The organism is Curvibacter gracilis ATCC BAA-807, from assembly GCF_000518645.1.
GTDB lineage: Bacteria > Pseudomonadota > Gammaproteobacteria > Burkholderiales > Burkholderiaceae_C > Curvibacter > Curvibacter gracilis.
Window position 1 is genome coordinate 44,718 of sequence record NZ_KI912466.1, and the last position, 15,014, is coordinate 59,731.

Consider the following 15,014-nt stretch of genomic DNA (forward strand, 5'->3'; position numbering starts at 1 on the left):
GAGACACACATGGATTTCGATTTCACCGACGACCAGGAACAACTCCGCGACGCCGTGCGCAAATGGGTTGACAAGGGCTACGACTTCGAGCGCCGCCGCGGCATCGCCAACAGCGGCGGTTTCTCGCGCGAGGCCTACGGCGAACTGGCCGAGCTGGGCCTGACCGGTCTGTACATCCCCGAGGCCGATGGCGGTCTGGGCATGGGCCCGATCGAAGGCATGGTGGTGCTCGAAGAGCTGGGCCGCGGCATCGTGGCCGAGCCCTTTGCCCACGCCCTGATCTCGGGCGCCGTGCTGGCCCACTATGCCGGCGCCGACCTGAAGGCCGCCTGGCTGCCCCGCATTGCCTCGGGCGAAGCCCTGGTGGTGCTGGCCCACCAAGAACGCAAGGCCCGTTACCGCCTGGACGCCACCGAAGCCACCGCCGCCGCAGCCGGCGCTGGCCACACCGTCAGCGGTCACAAGAGCGTGGTGCCCGCAGGCGACCAGGCCGACGCCTTCGTGGTGCCGGCCCAGCTCAACGGCCAAACCGCGCTGTTCCTGGTCGAGCGCCAGGCCGCCGGCGTGAGTGCCCGGGGCTACAACACCCAGGACGGCGGCCGCGCCGCCGAGCTGAGCTTCAACAATGCCCCGGCCACCCTGATCACCGCCGACGGCCAGACCGCGCTCGAACATGCGGTGGACATCGGCATCGCCGCCGCCTGCGCCGAAGCCGTGGGCGTGATGGACAAGACCCTGGCCGTGACGGTCGAGTACATGAACACGCGCAAGCAGTTCAACGTGGTGATCTCCAGCTTCCAGGCCCTGCGTCACCGCGTGGCCGACATGAAGATGCAGCTCGAACTGGCCCGCTCGATGAGCTACTACGCCTCGCTCAAGCTCAACGCCCCGACCGCCGAGCGCCGCGCCGCCATGGCCCGCGCCAAGTACCAGTTGGGCCAGTCGATGCGCTTTGTGGGCCAGCAGGCCGTGCAACTGCATGGCGGCATCGGCGTGACCGACGAGTACATCGTGAGCCATTACTTCAAGAAGCTCACCCAGCTCGAGATGACCTTCGGCGACAGCCTGCACCAATTGGGTGAGGTGTCCAGCCGCATGCAGGACACCGCGGGCGTCTTTGCCTGAGCCTGCCCGGTTCTTGCCACAGCGCCGTCAAATCACGGCATCACCATGGCCCGTTGCCCCTCGCAGCGGGCCATTTTTTTTCACAGGAACCTCACCATGCCCAGCACCTCTCCGATTCGAGCCCGTTTGTCACGCCGCGGCTTCCTGGGCCTGTCCGGCAGCGCGCTGGCCCTGGGCGCCCTGTCGGGCTGCGCCAGCCTGGCCCCGGCACCCAAGCCTCACCCGCCGATTGTGTTCGTGCACGGCAATGGCGACACGGCCGCGCTGTGGATCACCACCGCCTGGCGCTTCGAGACCGAGGGCTGGCCGGCAGACCGCCTGTTCGCCATCGACCTGCCCTACCCCCTGGCCCGCGACGACGACGCCCAAGCCCAGCCTGGGCGCAGCTCCAGCGCCGAACACATGGCCTTTCTGAAGGCCGAGGTCGAGCGGGTGATGCAAGCCACCGGCAGCGCCCAGGTGGTGCTGATCGGCAACTCGCGCGGCGGCAACGCCATCCGCAACTACATCCGCCACGGCGGTGGTCAGCGCACCGTGAGCCACGCCATCCTGGGGGGCACGCCCAACCACGGCGTGTGGGCGATTCCCGGCTTTCGCGAGGGCAATGAGTTCTCGGGCACGGGCCCCTTCCTGAGCGGGTTGAACCGCCCCCGCAACGCGGCCGGCGACGAGGTGGACGGCCCCACGCGCTGGCTGACCATCCGGTCCGACCACAACGACAAGTTCGCCTCGCCCGATGGGGTGTGGATCGGCCGCCCCGGCCAGCCCACCTTCGTGACGGCCGCCGGCCCCGAACTCAAGGGCGCCGAGAACGTGGTCATCGCCGGCCTGGACCACCGTGAAACCGCCTACTCGCGCCCTGCCTTCGAAGCCATGTGGCGCTTTCTGACCGGCGAGGCACCGCGCCGCCAGGGCATCGCCATGCAAGCCCACCCGGTGCTGCAAGGCAAGATCACCGGGCTGGGCATGAACCCGCGGGCCCCCGCCAGCGGCAACTACACCAACAACCTGCCCCTGCCCGGGGCCCAGTTGGAGATCTACGCCGTGGGCGCCGACACCGGCCTGCGCCAGGGCGCCCCGGTGCACCAGAAGACCGTGGGCGACGATGGCCTGTGGGGTCCCTTCACGGCGGAGTCCGGGCAGGCCTACGAGTTCGTGATCAGCGCACCGGGCTACGCCACCACCCACCTCTACCGCAGCCCTTTTGCCCGCTCCAGCGACTGGGTGCACCTGCGCGCCGAGCGCCTGGCCGAGGCCGAAGCGCGTCAGCCTGGCAGCGTGCTGGTGTTCACCCGCCCCCGCGGGTATTTCGACCCCCGCCGCGACAGCCTGAGCCTGGATGGGCAGGCCACCCTGCCCGGCGTGCCGACCAGTGGCACCGCCGGCGCTTCTTCGGCGCGTCTTCACCTGCCCGCCCAGGCGCAGCGTGCCGTGGTGGGACAGTTCAATGGGGAAACCGTGGCCGGGCGCAACTGGCCGGCAGAGGCAGGACACCTCACGGTGCTGGAGCTCACCTACTGAGGCCTAGAGCGGCCTGGAATCGGTTCAGGGGCCAGGCCCCTGGCCTCGGCATCTGCGACTCAGGACAATGTCAATGCGCACTCAGGCGCGACGATTTGGGCACATGCGCCATCAGGAACTCCATCTGATCCGTCAGGATGCGCCGGTTGCGCAGGATGAAGTCTTCCCACAGGCTGGGCACGTAGGGGGTGTAGAGCAGAGGCATGCGGGCCTGCTCGGGGGTGCGGTGGCTTTTGCGGTGGTTGCAGGCTTTGCAGGCCGTGACCACGTTCATCCAGGTGTCCACCCCGTTCTGGGCAAAGGGCACGATGTGCTCGCGGGTCAGCTCGGTTTCGTGGAAGTGCTCGCCGCAGTAGGCGCACACATTGCGGTCGCGTGCAAACAGCTTGCTGTTGGTCAGGCCCGGGCGCAGCTCGAAGGGGTTGATGTTGGGCACGCCCTTGGTGCCGATGATGCTGTTGACCACGATCTGCGACTGCTCGCCGGTGATCGCATTGTGACCACCGCGGAACACCGCGATCTGGGCGCCAGACTCCCAACGGACCTCGCCGGCCGCGTAATGAATCACGGCCTGCTCAAGGGTGATCCAGGACTGGGGCAAGCCCTGGGCGGACAGCTTCAAGACCTTCAAGTGACACTCCTACAAGGGTTGAAAACCACTGACATGGAACGCAGATCTCGGGGGCAGCCGCAGCGATTTGCATCGAAGCCGCGCCTGCTACCGCACAATATAACCTGTTTTCATGACAATTTGGCTTCAGGCGCTTGACTGACGGGCGCCCCTTGCTATCAAAAAGATAACATCCCAATGAAGATATTCCGCGGCTTCCAGCACCCGGGCATTGCCCCTGCCTGCGCACTCACCATCGGCAACTTCGACGGCGTGCACCGCGGCCACCAGGCCATGCTGGCCTTGTTGCGCAGCGAGGCCCAGCACCGCGGTGTGCCCAGCTGCGTGCTGACCTTCGAGCCCCACCCGCGCGACTATTTCGCGGCCGCCACCGGCCGGGCCGAGCTGGCACCGGCGCGCATCGGCACGCTGCGCGACAAGCTCGAAGAGCTGGCCCGCTGCGGGATCGACCAGACGGTGGTGCTGCCCTTTGACGCCCGGCTGGCCAGCCAGCCGCCCGAGGGCTTCATCGACGACGTGCTGATCCGGGGCCTGGGCGTGCGCTATGTGCTGGTGGGGGACGACTTCCGCTTCGGCGCCAAGCGCGCCGGTGACTACGCCCTGCTGGACGCCAGCGGCTCGGCGCGCGGCTTTGACGTGGCCCGCATGAACAGCTACGAGGTGCGCGGCCTGCGCGTGTCCAGCTCGGCCGTGCGCGAGGCCCTGGGCCGGGGCGACCTGGAGGCCGTGGGCCGCCTGCTGGGCCGCACCTACGCCATCAGCGGCCATGTGGTGCACGGCCGCAAGCTGGGGCGCGAGCTGGGTTTTCGCACCCTGAACCTGCGCTTTTCACACTGGAAACCCGCCGCCAGCGGCATCTTCGTGGTGCGCGTGCATGGCCTGACCGAACGCCCTGTGGAGGGCGTGGCCAACCTGGGCGTGCGCCCCTCACTGGACCCGAATGACGTCAATGGCGGACGCGTGCTGCTCGAGACACATTGCTTCGATTGGCCCGCCTCGCTGGGTGCCGACGGGGGCTACGGTAAAATTGTCCGCGTGGAACTGCTGCACAAACTGCATGATGAGCTCAAGTACGACGGTCTGGACGCCCTGATGAAGGGCATCAACCAGGACTGCGATGACGCTCGCCGGTTTCTGGCGTCCATGCACGCCGAGACCCATCGCCAGACCACGCGCGACCGAATTTAACGCCGGCACACCGTGCTGCGCGCCCCTTGGAACAGGCTCAGGGCAAACGGCTGACTTCTCCCCGCACCGGGCCGCGCCCGGGTTTGAGCCTGTCAATGCCCCATCCAACACAAAGCCATGGCTGAACAAACCCCTGATTTCCGCAGCACCCTGAACCTGCCCGACACCCCTTTCCCGATGCGGGGCGACCTGCCCAAGCGTGAGCCGGGTTGGGTGCAGGACTGGGAGGACAAGGGCATCTACAAGAAGCTGCGTGACGCCCGCTGCGGCGCGCCCAAGTTCATCCTGCACGACGGCCCGCCCTACGCCAACGGCCAGATCCACATGGGTCACGCGGTCAACAAGATCCTGAAGGACATGATCGTCAAGGCGCGCCAGCTCAAGGGCATGGACGCCATGTACGTGCCGGGATGGGACTGCCACGGCCTGCCGATCGAGAACGCGATCGAGAAGAAGTTCGGCCGCAACCTCAGCCGCGACGACATGCAGGCCAAGAGCCGCGCCTTCGCCAATGAGCAGATCGGCATCCAGATGGCCGGCTTCAAGCGTCTGGGCGTGCTGGGCGAATGGGACAACCCCTACAAGACCATGAACTACGCCAACGAGGCCGGCGAGTTGCGCGTCTTGAAGCGCGTGATGGAGCGTGGCTTCGTCTACCGCGGCCTGAAGCCCGTTTACTGGTGCTTCGACTGCGGCAGCTCGCTGGCCGAATTCGAGATCGAATACGCCGACAAGAAGAGCACCACCCTGGACGTGGCCTTCGAATGCGCCGAGCCGGCCAAGCTGGCCGCAGCCTTCGGCCTGCCGGCCCTGGACCAGCCCGCCTTTGCCGTGATCTGGACCACCACCGCCTGGACCATCCCCGCCAACCAGGCCCTGAACCTGAACCCCGAGCTCGACTACGCCCTGGTCAAGACCGAGCGTGGCCTGCTGGTGCTGGCCGCCTCGCTGGTCGAAAAGTGCATGGAGCGCTACGCCCTGAGCGGCGAGGTGCTGGCCACCACCCTGGGCAAGAACCTGGGCCTGATCAACTTCAAGCACCCGCTGTACGACGTGGACCCGGGCTATGCCCGCTTCAGCCCGGTGTACCTGGCCGACTACGCCACGGCCGACGACGGCACCGGCCTGGTGCACTCCTCGCCCGCCTATGGTGTGGACGACTTCAACAGCTGCGTCGCCCATGGCATGGCCTATGACGACATCCTGAACCCGGTGCAGGGCAACGGCACCTACGCGGCCGATTTCCCCCTGTTCGGCGGCCAGCACATCTGGAAGGCCGTGCCGGTGGTCATCGAGGCCCTGCGCAACGCCGGCCGCCTGTTCGCCACCCACGACATCGTGCACAGCTACCCGCACTGCTGGCGCCACAAGACCCCGGTGATCTACCGCGCTGCCGCGCAGTGGTTTGTGCGCATGGACGAGGGCGAGGGCGTGTTCACCACCGACAAGGCCCCGCAGACCCTGCGCCAGATCGCCCTGGCCGCGGTCGAGCAGACCAGCTTCTACCCCGAGAACGGCAAGGCCCGCCTGCACGACATGATTGCCGGCCGGCCCGACTGGTGCATCAGCCGCCAGCGCAGCTGGGGCGTGCCCCTGCCCTTCTTCCTGCACAAGGACAGCGGCGAGCTGCACCCCGACACCATGGCCATCATCGACCGCGCCATCGCGCTGATCGAGCAAGGCGGCATCGAGGCCTGGAGCCGCGTCACGGTGGAAGACATCCTGAGCGCCGAAGACGCACCGCACTACACCAAGAGCAGCGACATCCTCGAGGTGTGGTTCGACTCGGGCTCGACCTTCTCGCATGTGCTGCGCGGCACCCACCCGGCCGCCCACCACGAAAGCGGCCCCGAAGCCGACCTGTACCTGGAAGGCCATGACCAGCACCGCGGCTGGTTCCACTCGTCCCTGCTGCTGGCCTCGGCCGTCGAGGGCCGGGCCCCCTACCGCGGCCTGCTGACGCACGGCTTCACCGTGGACAGCCAGGGCCGCAAGATGAGCAAGTCGCTGGGCAACGGCATCGAGCCCGATGAGGTCAGCAAGAAGCTGGGCGCCGAGATCATCCGCCTGTGGGTGGCGGCCAGCGATTACTCGGGCGACATCGCCGGTGACGACAAGGTGCTGGCCCGCGTGGTCGACAGCTACCGCCGCATCCGCAACACCCTGCGCTTCCTGCTGGCCAACACCAGCGACTTCAACCCCGCCACCGACAGCGTGCCGGCCGACCAGCTGCTGGAGATCGACCGCTACGCCCTGGCCCGCGCGGCCCAGCTGCAGGACACCATCCTGGCGCACTACGAGAAGTACGAGTTCCACCCCGTGGTGGCCAAGCTGCAGGTCTACTGCTCGGAAGACCTGGGCGCCTTCTACCTCGACGTGCTGAAGGACCGCCTCTACACCACCGCGCCCAAGAGCCTGGCCCGCCGCAGCGCCCAGACCGCGCTCTACCAGATCACCCAGGCCATGCTGCGCTGGATGGCCCCGTTCCTGAGCTTCACCGCCGAAGAGGCCTGGAAGCTGGTGGGCAACTCCGAGTCCATCTTCATCGACACCTACTGGAACTTCGGCGCCACCGAAGCCGCCCTGCTCGACAAGTGGGACCGCATCCGCGCCGCCCGTGAAGGGGTCAACAAAGAGATCGAAGCCCTGCGCTCGGCCGGCCAGGTGGGCGCCTCGCTGCAGGCCAACGTGAGCCTGAACGTGGCCCAGGACAGCGCGTTGCTGGCCGCCCTGCAAAGCCTGGGCGACGACCTGAAGTTCGTCCTGATCACCTCGGCCGCCACGCTCAACGCAGGCGCCGCCGGCAGCGAGACCCAGGTCGTCGTGACCCCCTCGACCGCCGCCAAGTGCGAGCGCTGCTGGCACTACCGTGACGACGTGGGCAGCAACCCCGCCCACCCGACCCTGTGCGGCCGCTGTGACAGCAACCTGCATGGGGCCGGCGAAAGCCGCAGCTTCGCCTGATGGCGGCGCCCCGTGGCAAGGGCGGCGCGGGTGCTGCCCCCAAGGTCAAACTGGTCAAGGGGGGCGGCGGCCCCCTGAGCGCTCTGCTGCCCTGGCTGGCCTGGGCACTGATCGTGCTGATCGCGGACCAGTTCACCAAGGTGCTGATCCTGGGCTACTACCAGTTGCACGACAGCACCACGGTGCTGAGCTTCTTCAACATCGTGCGGGCCCACAACACCGGGGCGGCGTTCTCGTTCCTGGCCACGGCGGCGGGCTGGCAGCGCTGGCTGTTCACCGGCATCGGCCTCACGGCCGCCGGCTTCATCCTGTGGCAGCTGCGCCAGCACAGCGGCCAGCGCCTGTTCTCGTTCGCCCTGTCCAGCATCCTGGGCGGCGCCATCGGCAACGTGGTGGACCGGCTGATGCACGGCTACGTGGTCGACTTTCTGCAGTTCCACTGGGACTTTCTGGCCCCCATGTTCCCGGGCGGCTACTTTCCGGCCTTCAACATCGCCGACAGTGCCATCACCCTGGGCGCCATCTGCCTGGTGCTCGATGAGCTGCTGCGCGTGAAGCGCGGGCGCTGAGCGCCCCGGGCCCGATCCGCCTGCCGGGTCGGGCTCCCCTCCTCCCTCACCACCGCGGCCTGCCGGCCTCACGGGGCCTTCCCGTCATCACCCTGTCACACGCTGACGGTCCAATGTAAACGTTTACATTGAATCCCCAGCGCCCCATGAGCATCCAGGAAGTGGCTCGCCGGGCCGGGGTTTCGGTGGCCACGGTGTCGCGGGTGTTCAACCTGCCCGACAAGGTGGCCCCCGAGACCCGGGCCCTGGTCGAGCAAGCCGCCCAAGACACGGGCTATCTGCCCAACGCCAGTGCCCGCACCCTGCGCACCCAGCGCAGCCGCGCCCTGGGCGTGGTGTTGCCCACCCTGGTGAACCCGGTGTTTGCCGAGTGCCTGCAGGGCATTGCCAGCGCGGCCAGCGCCGCGGGCTACGCCATCGTGCCCCTGACCACCGACTACCGCCTGGCCCACGAGGAGCAGGCCGTGGCCAGACTGCTGGCCGGCAATGTGGACGGCATGATCCTGGTGGTGAGCGACCCGGCCGAGTCGAGCGCCCTGCAGCGGCTGCAGGCCCTGGGCCACCCCTATGTGCTGTGCTACAACCGCCACCCGGCCCACCCCTGCGTGTCGGTGGACAGCGAGCAGGCGGTGGCGGCCCTGGTGGGCCGACTGGTGCAGCAAGGGCACCGGCACATCACCATGGTCAGCGGCCAGCGCGCCGCCTCCGACCGCGCCCAGCAGCGCTGCCGCGGCTATGCCGCCGGCATGCGGGCCGCCGGCCTGAGCCCGGCCCCGGTGCTGGAGGTGCCCTTCCTGGAGCCCAGCCAGCACACCCTGATCGAACACCTGCGCGGTCCGCACCGGCCCACCGCCCTGATCGGCTCGAACGATCTGCTGGCCCTGCGCTGCCTGCGCGCCGCCCGCCTGGCCGGCCTGTCGGTGCCCGGCCAGCTCAGCGTGGTGGGCTTTGACGGCATCACCCTGGGCGAAGACCTGAGCCTGCGCCTGAGCACCATCACCCAGCCCAATGCCGAACTGGGGCGCCAAAGCGTCGAGTGGCTGCTGCAGGCCCTGCAAGAGGGCCTGGCCCCGCCCCCCAGCGGCAGCCGCAGCCTGGCCCACGGCTTCCGGGTGGGCGAGACCTGTGCACCGCCAGACACCCCCTTGCCCGGCACACCGATGCCCGACACCCCGATGTCCGACACCCTTTTTGTCAGTTGAACCCTGTCCCTTCCACCACCCTGGAGTGAACCGATGCGAAACCTCATCACCCCCCTGCTGCGTGCCAGCGTGCTGGCCGCCGGCCTGGCGGCCAGCAGCCTGGCCCTGGCCCAGAACGCCATCTGCTACAACTGCCCCACCGAATGGGCCGACTGGGGCGGCCAGATCAAGGCCATCAAGGCCAAGACCGGCATCACCGTGCCACCCGACAACAAGAATTCGGGCCAGTCGCTGGCCCAACTGGTGGCTGAAAAAGCCAGCCCGGTGGCCGATGTGACCTACCTCGGCGTCACCTTTGCCATCCAGGCCCAGAAGGACGGCGTGGTGGCGGCCTACAAGCCCGCCGCCTGGGCCGACATCCCCGACGGCCTGAAAGACCCGCAAGGCCACTGGTTCACCATCCACTCGGGCACCCTGGGCTTCATGGTCAATGTGGACGCCCTCAAGGGCAAGCCCGTGCCCAAATCGTGGGCCGACCTGCTCAAGCCCGACTACAAGGGCCTGATCGGCTACCTCGACCCGGCCTCGGCCTTTGTGGGCTACGTGGGCGCCGTGGCCATCAACCAGGCCCGTGGCGGCTCGCTGGACAACTTCGGCCCGGCCATCGATTACTTCAAGGCCCTGCAGAAGAACGAGCCCATCGTGCCCAAGCAGACCTCGTACGCCCGCGTGCTGTCGGGTGAGATCGCCATCCTGCTCGACTACGACTTCAATGCCTACCGCGCCAAGTACAAGGACCAGGCCAATGTGCAGTTCGTGATCCCGGCCGAAGGCACGCTGGTGGTGCCCTACGTGATGAGCCTGGTGGCCAACGCCCCGCATGCCGACAACGGCCGCAAGGTGCTCGATTTCGTGCTGTCGGACGAGGGCCAGGCCCTGTGGGCCAACGCCTACCTGCGCCCGGTGCGCGCCGGCGCCATGAGCAAGGAAGTGCAGTCGCGCTTCCTGCCCGCCAGCGAGTACGCCCGCGCCAAGACGGTGGACTACGCCAAGATGGCCGCCGTGCAGAAGGCCTTCTCCGAGCGCTACCTCAAAGAAGCCCAGTAAGCCGCCACGGCAGCCACCCCCTCGCACATCATGCCCACACTGTCTCCCCAGGCCCAGAGGCTGGCCTGCGCCGCCCCGGCGCTGGCCTTCTTCGCCGCCTTCTGGTTGCTGCCCGTGCTGCAACTCGTGGCCCTGCCCGCCCAAAAGGGCTGGGCCACCTACTTTGCCGTGCTGACCGAGGCCCGCTACCTGAAAAGCCTGCTGCAGACCCTGGGCCTGTCGCTGGTCGTGACCGCGGCCACCCTGGTGCTGGGGGCCGGCGTGGGCGTAACCCTGGCGCGCCAGCGCTTTGCGGGGCGGGGTCTGCTGCTGTCGCTGCTGACGCTGCCGCTGTCGTTTCCGGGCGTGATCATCGGCTTTTTCATGATCCTGCTGGGCGGCCGCCAAGGCCTGGTGGCCGACCTGAGCGAAGCCCTGGGCGCGGGCCGCCTGACCCTGGCCTACGGGCTGGGCGGCCTGTTCCTGGCCTACCTGTATTTTTCGCTGCCGCGCGCCATCGGCAGCTACACGGCGGCGGCCAGCGCCATGGACCCGGCCCTGGAAGAGGCGGCCCGATCGCTCGGGGCCGGCCCCTGGCGCGTGGTGTGCGACGTGTGGTGGCCCGAGCTGGCCCCCACCACCGTGGCCTGCGGCGCCATGGTGTTCGCCACCGCCATGGGCGCCTTCGGCACCGCCTTCACGCTGGCCAGCCAGTACGAGGTGCTGCCCATCACGATCTACAACGAATTCACCAACTACGCCAACTTCGCGCTCGCCGCCAGCCTCTCGCTGAGCCTGGGCGCGATGACCTGGGGCGTGCTGTGGCTGGCGCGGCGTCTCGGCCCCGACGCCCGCAAAGCCCACAAAGCGCCCCTGGCCGGAGCCTGAAGCCATGCGCCCCCCACGACAAGCCTCCCCCGTGCTGCTGGCGCTGACCGCCCTGGTGGCCCTGTTCATGCTGGCGCCCATCGCCCTGTCGGTGCTGGCCGGCCTGCTCAACAACTACAGCCGGGGCCTGAAAAGCGGCCTCACCACCCGCTGGCTCGCCGAGGTGTGGGACACCTATGGCGGCACGGTGCTGGCCTCGCTGGGCCTGGCCGGCGCCTGCGTGCTGGCCTGCCTGCTGCTGGGCGTGCCCTGCGCCTATGCGCTGGCGCGCAGCCGCTCGCGCTGGGCCCGTCTGTTCGAGGAGCTGCTGACCCTGCCCGTGGCCGTGCCCGGGCTGGCCAGCGCCCTCGCCTTGATCCTCACCTATGGCGCCTGGCAAGGCCTGCGCCAGAGCTACGGTTTTGTGCTGATCGGCCACATCGTGTTCACCCTGCCCTTCATGGTGCGCACGGTGGGCGCCGCCTTTCAACGCGATGAGCTGCGCTCGCTCGAAGAGGCCGCCCGCTCGCTGGGCGCGCGCTTCGACCAGCGCTTTCTGGGCGTGCTGGTGCCTGCCGTGCTGCCGGCCATCGTGTCCGGCTGCCTGATGGTCTTCACGCTCTCGGTGGGGGAATTCAACCTCACCTGGATGCTGCACACCCCTTTGACCCGAACCCTGCCCGTGGGCCTGGCCGACAGCTACGCCTCGATGCGCCTGGAGGTGGGCTCGGCCTACACCCTGGTCTTCCTGCTGGTGATCCTGCCGGTGCTGTGGGGCCTGCAGGGCCTGGGTCGCCTGATGGAGAAAAACCTTGGAACTTGAACGCACGCGCGTGGACATCGTCCAATGCGCCAAAACCTACCCCGACGGCACCCGCGGCCTGCAACCCACCACGCTGCACATCGAGCCTGGCGAAGTGCTGGCCCTGCTGGGCCCCTCGGGCTGCGGCAAAACCACCCTGCTGCGCCTGATCGCCGGGCTGGAGCTGCCCGATGCGGGCAGCCGCCTGATGTTCGGCGACACCGAGGTCACCCGGCTGCCGATCGAGCAGCGCGGCGTGGGCATGGTGTTCCAGCACTACGCGCTGTTTCCGCACATGACGGTGGCGGCCAACATCGGCTACGGCCTGCGCCTGCGGGGCGTCCCCGTGGCCGAGCAGCGCCGCGTGGTGGGCGAGCTGGTCGACCTGGTGCGCCTGAACGGGCTGGAGCATCGGCGCCCGGCCGAACTCTCGGGCGGCCAGCGCCAGCGCGTGGCCCTGGCCCGCGCCGTGGCCGTGCGCCCGCGCGTGCTGCTGCTGGACGAGCCCCTGACCGCCCTGGACGCCAAGCTCAAGGAGCAGTTGCGCGACGAGCTGGCCGAGCTGCTGCGCCGCCTGCACATCACCGCGGTGCACGTCACCCATGACCAGCAGGAGGCCCTGGCCATTGCCGACCGCCTGGCCGTCATGCAGGCCGGGCGCATCGTGCAGGTGGGCGACGGTGAAACCCTGTACCGCCGACCGGAGCACCCCTTCGTGGCCACCTTCCTGGGCCGGGTGAACCGCCTGCAACGCGACGAGGACGCGCGCCGCCGCCACGTGCTGAAGCTGGGCCGGATCGAACTGCCCTGCCCGCCGTTGTGGGGCGACCAGCCCCAGCTGCTGCTGCGGCCCGAGGACATCGAGCTGTGCACGCCCCAGGCCGAGGTGGCCGAGGCCCAGGTGATGCAGCGGCGCTTTCTGGGCGAGCGCGTGCAGCTCAGCCTCAGCCTGCCACACCAGCCGCTGATCTCGGTCGACGTGGACCGCGACCACCCGGCCCGCGCCGGTGATACCGTGGGCGTGCGTGTCGCGCCCCAGAACCTGATGCCGGCCGAAGCCGTCACCGCCTGAGCGGACCGCCGCCCCCACCAGACCGAAGCCCCCTCCGAGCAAAGCCTCCCCATGAACACCTTGCTGGCCCAACTGTCCGACCTGCACATCCGCGAGCCCGGCCGCCTGGCCTATGGCCGCCTCGACACCGCCCCCTACCTGGCGCAGGCCGTGCAGACCCTGCTGCGCCTGCCGCAAGCCCCCCAGGCGGTGGTGATCACCGGCGACCTGACCGACTTCGGCCGCGCCGCCGAGTACACCCACCTGGCCGAGCTGCTGGCCCCCCTGCCCATGCCGGTGTACCTGATGCCCGGCAACCACGACGACCGCGATCAGCTGCGCCAGAGCTTTCCCCAGCACCGCTACCTGGGTACCGAGGGCTTTGTGCAATACAGCGTGGCGGTGGGCCCGTTGCAGCTGATCGCACTGGACACCGTGGTGCCCGGCGCCAGCCACGGCTCGCTGTGCCCACAGCGCCTGGCCTGGCTGGCCGACGAACTGGAGCGCCAGCGCGAGCGCCCGGTGATCCTGGCCCTGCACCACCCGCCGTTCCAGACCCTGATCGGCCACATGGACCGGATCGGCCTGCTGCAGGGTGCCGCCGAGCTGGAGGCCCTGGTGGCCCGCCACCCCCAGGTGCAGCGGGTGATCTGCGGCCACCTGCACCGCAGCATCCAGGTGCGCTTTGGCGGCACGCTGGCGCAGACCGTGCCCTCGCCCGCCCACCAGGTGTGCCTGGACCTGGCACCCGACGCCGCCTCGGCCTGGACGCTGGAGCCCCCCGGCTTCGGCCTGCACGCCTGGAGCGAAGCCGGCGTGCTGGTGAGCCACACCGTGGCCTGCGGCAGCCACCCCGGCCCCTACCCGTTTCACGACGGGGGGCAACTGATCGACTGACTGATCGACTGATCGACTGATCGACTGATCAGAAGTTGGGCATCAGAAGTTGAGCTTCAGGCCCGGGCTGGGCCAGCGGCTGCGATACACCTTGCCCGTGCCAGACGCCGTGATCCAGACGTCGCGCATGTCGGCCCCGCCAAAACACAGGTTGGTGCACACCAGGTCGGGCACGGCCGCGTGCTCGGTCAGGCCTGTGGCCGGGTCGAACACGGTGATGCCGCCGTTCAGGATGGTCGCCACGCACACCTTGCCATCGGCCTGCACGGCCAGGCTGTCGAGAAACTGGCAACCCGGCAGGTTGGCCACCACCCGCGCCGGCTGGAACGGGGACACGGTCTGCACCACGCCCGGCGACAGCACATCGAAGGCCCAGAGCCGGCCCAGGTAGGTGTCGGCCACGTACACCACTTTTTCGTCGGGCGACAGGCCCACGCCGTTGGGGGCCAGCAGCGGCGGGCCGGCGCGCACGATGCGCGAGCCATCGGGCAAGGCGTAGTACAGGCCGCCGAACTGGCGCGAGTGTTCGTTGCCACAGCCATGGTCGGTGAACCAGAAACCGCCCTGGCGGTCGAACACCAGGTCGTTGGGGCCGATCAGGCGCTGGCCCTCGCATTCGGTGTACAGGGTGCGCACCTCGCCGGTGGCCAGGTCCACGCGCTGGATGCTGCCGCCCTGGTGTTCAGGCGGCGTGGCGCCGGGGATGTTGAGCCCATCCACCGCGTGAAAGCGGAACGAGCCCCCGTTGTTGGTGACATAGGCCGCCCCATCCGGGCCGATGGCCACCCCGTTGGGGCCGCCGCCCAGCTCGGCCACCACCTGCACCTCGCCTTGCGGCGTGATGCGGCTCAGCGTGCCGCGCTGGATCTCGGTGAGCAAAAGACTGCCGTCGGCCAGCAGCACCGGCCCTTCGGGGAATTGAAGGCCTGAGGCCAGGCAGGTGAGTTCGAGTTCGATCGCCATGGGTGTTGTCTCCCTTTGTGAGGTAAAGCGCTGCGAAAACCCGCAGCGCCTTCCTTGTAAGGAGAGCGCCCCCCGATGTCAGTCCGTCTCGCGACATGCAGTGCGCAACCGTGGGGCCATCAAGACCGTTCCTGATCCGGCAGGGCTGCAACGAAGCCAACAGGCCGGCGCCGGGCCGCCCCAAGGCGGCCTGCGGCCCCCTCGGGGG

At 68.8% G+C, this 15,014-nt stretch carries 13 protein-coding genes; 11 read left to right on the forward strand and 2 right to left on the reverse strand.

The window, feature by feature from the left end; translation table 11 throughout:
• Positions 1–9 precede the first annotated feature (9 nt).
• Positions 10–1,125 carry an acyl-CoA dehydrogenase family protein gene (locus L880_RS0125835; RefSeq protein WP_027478059.1) on the forward strand — a complete coding sequence of 372 codons (1,116 nt, stop codon included), beginning with the start codon at positions 10–12 and terminating at the stop codon, positions 1,123–1,125.
• A gap of 96 nt (positions 1,126–1,221) precedes the next feature.
• Positions 1,222–2,646, forward strand: a complete 1,425-nt coding sequence (locus L880_RS0125840; protein ID WP_027478060.1) for an alpha/beta fold hydrolase — start codon at positions 1,222–1,224, stop codon at positions 2,644–2,646.
• 70 nt (positions 2,647–2,716) lie between these two features.
• Here L880_RS0125840 and L880_RS0125845 read toward each other — a convergent pair whose 3' ends face one another.
• Positions 2,717–3,277: an HNH endonuclease gene (locus tag L880_RS0125845; RefSeq protein ID WP_027478061.1), complete on the reverse strand. Its 561-nt coding sequence runs from the start codon at positions 3,275–3,277 to the stop codon at positions 2,717–2,719.
• Between the two features lie 177 nt (positions 3,278–3,454).
• On the opposite strand from L880_RS0125845, the gene L880_RS0125850 reads away from it, so the two are divergent.
• The 9 genes from L880_RS0125850 (at position 3,455) to L880_RS0125890 (ending at position 13,843) form a co-directional block, all read left to right on the forward strand.
• On the forward strand, positions 3,455–4,465 hold the full coding sequence (locus L880_RS0125850; RefSeq protein WP_027478062.1) for a bifunctional riboflavin kinase/FAD synthetase: 1,011 nt from the start codon (positions 3,455–3,457) through the stop codon (positions 4,463–4,465).
• Between the two features lie 117 nt (positions 4,466–4,582).
• Positions 4,583–7,429, forward strand: coding sequence for an isoleucine--tRNA ligase (ileS, locus tag L880_RS0125855; protein ID WP_027478063.1), 2,847 nt, complete (start codon positions 4,583–4,585; stop codon positions 7,427–7,429).
• A complete protein-coding gene (gene lspA, locus L880_RS0125860) occupies positions 7,429–7,998 on the forward strand; it encodes a signal peptidase II (protein WP_245615377.1) in 570 nt (189 codons plus the stop codon). Before ileS ends, lspA begins: the two co-directional genes overlap by 1 nt.
• A gap of 146 nt (positions 7,999–8,144) precedes the next feature.
• Positions 8,145–9,200 (forward strand): LacI family DNA-binding transcriptional regulator, encoded by a 1,056-nt coding sequence (locus L880_RS33670; RefSeq protein ID WP_043330762.1) that lies wholly within the window; start codon positions 8,145–8,147, stop codon positions 9,198–9,200.
• A 33-nt stretch (positions 9,201–9,233) separates the two neighbouring features.
• Positions 9,234–10,247 carry an ABC transporter substrate-binding protein gene (locus tag L880_RS0125870; protein WP_027478065.1) on the forward strand — a complete coding sequence of 338 codons (1,014 nt, stop codon included), beginning with the start codon at positions 9,234–9,236 and terminating at the stop codon, positions 10,245–10,247.
• Between the two features lie 30 nt (positions 10,248–10,277).
• Positions 10,278–11,114: an ABC transporter permease gene (locus tag L880_RS0125875; RefSeq protein ID WP_027478066.1), complete on the forward strand. Its 837-nt coding sequence runs from the start codon at positions 10,278–10,280 to the stop codon at positions 11,112–11,114.
• 4 nt (positions 11,115–11,118) lie between these two features.
• Positions 11,119–11,916, forward strand: coding sequence for an ABC transporter permease (locus tag L880_RS0125880; protein ID WP_027478067.1), 798 nt, complete (start codon positions 11,119–11,121; stop codon positions 11,914–11,916).
• On the forward strand, positions 11,906–12,967 hold the full coding sequence (locus L880_RS0125885) for an ABC transporter ATP-binding protein (RefSeq protein WP_027478068.1): 1,062 nt from the start codon (positions 11,906–11,908) through the stop codon (positions 12,965–12,967). Before L880_RS0125880 ends, L880_RS0125885 begins: the two co-directional genes overlap by 11 nt.
• 51 nt (positions 12,968–13,018) lie before the next feature.
• A complete protein-coding gene (locus tag L880_RS0125890) occupies positions 13,019–13,843 on the forward strand; it encodes a phosphodiesterase (RefSeq protein ID WP_027478069.1) in 825 nt (274 codons plus the stop codon).
• Positions 13,844–13,885: 42 nt separating this feature from the next.
• Here L880_RS0125890 and L880_RS0125895 read toward each other — a convergent pair whose 3' ends face one another.
• The gene (locus L880_RS0125895; RefSeq protein ID WP_027478070.1) at positions 13,886–14,806 is read right to left on the reverse strand and encodes an SMP-30/gluconolactonase/LRE family protein; all 921 of its coding nucleotides are present in this window, start codon (positions 14,804–14,806) and stop codon (positions 13,886–13,888) included.
• Positions 14,807–15,014 lie beyond the last annotated feature (208 nt).

Coding starts and splice junctions, on each gene's coding strand:
- L880_RS0125835 (WP_027478059.1), top strand. CDS start 10: ATGGATTTCGATTTCACCGACGACCAGGAACAACTCCGCGACGCCGTG.
- L880_RS0125840 (WP_027478060.1), top strand. CDS start 1,222: ATGCCCAGCACCTCTCCGATTCGAGCCCGTTTGTCACGCCGCGGCTTC.
- L880_RS0125850 (WP_027478062.1), top strand. CDS start 3,455: ATGAAGATATTCCGCGGCTTCCAGCACCCGGGCATTGCCCCTGCCTGC.
- ileS (WP_027478063.1), top strand. CDS start 4,583: ATGGCTGAACAAACCCCTGATTTCCGCAGCACCCTGAACCTGCCCGAC.
- lspA (WP_245615377.1), top strand. CDS start 7,429: ATGGCGGCGCCCCGTGGCAAGGGCGGCGCGGGTGCTGCCCCCAAGGTC.
- L880_RS33670 (WP_043330762.1), top strand. CDS start 8,145: ATGAGCATCCAGGAAGTGGCTCGCCGGGCCGGGGTTTCGGTGGCCACG.
- L880_RS0125870 (WP_027478065.1), top strand. CDS start 9,234: ATGCGAAACCTCATCACCCCCCTGCTGCGTGCCAGCGTGCTGGCCGCC.
- L880_RS0125875 (WP_027478066.1), top strand. CDS start 10,278: ATGCCCACACTGTCTCCCCAGGCCCAGAGGCTGGCCTGCGCCGCCCCG.
- L880_RS0125880 (WP_027478067.1), top strand. CDS start 11,119: ATGCGCCCCCCACGACAAGCCTCCCCCGTGCTGCTGGCGCTGACCGCC.
- L880_RS0125890 (WP_027478069.1), top strand. CDS start 13,019: ATGAACACCTTGCTGGCCCAACTGTCCGACCTGCACATCCGCGAGCCC.
- L880_RS0125895 (WP_027478070.1), bottom strand. CDS start 14,806: ATGGCGATCGAACTCGAACTCACCTGCCTGGCCTCAGGCCTTCAATTC.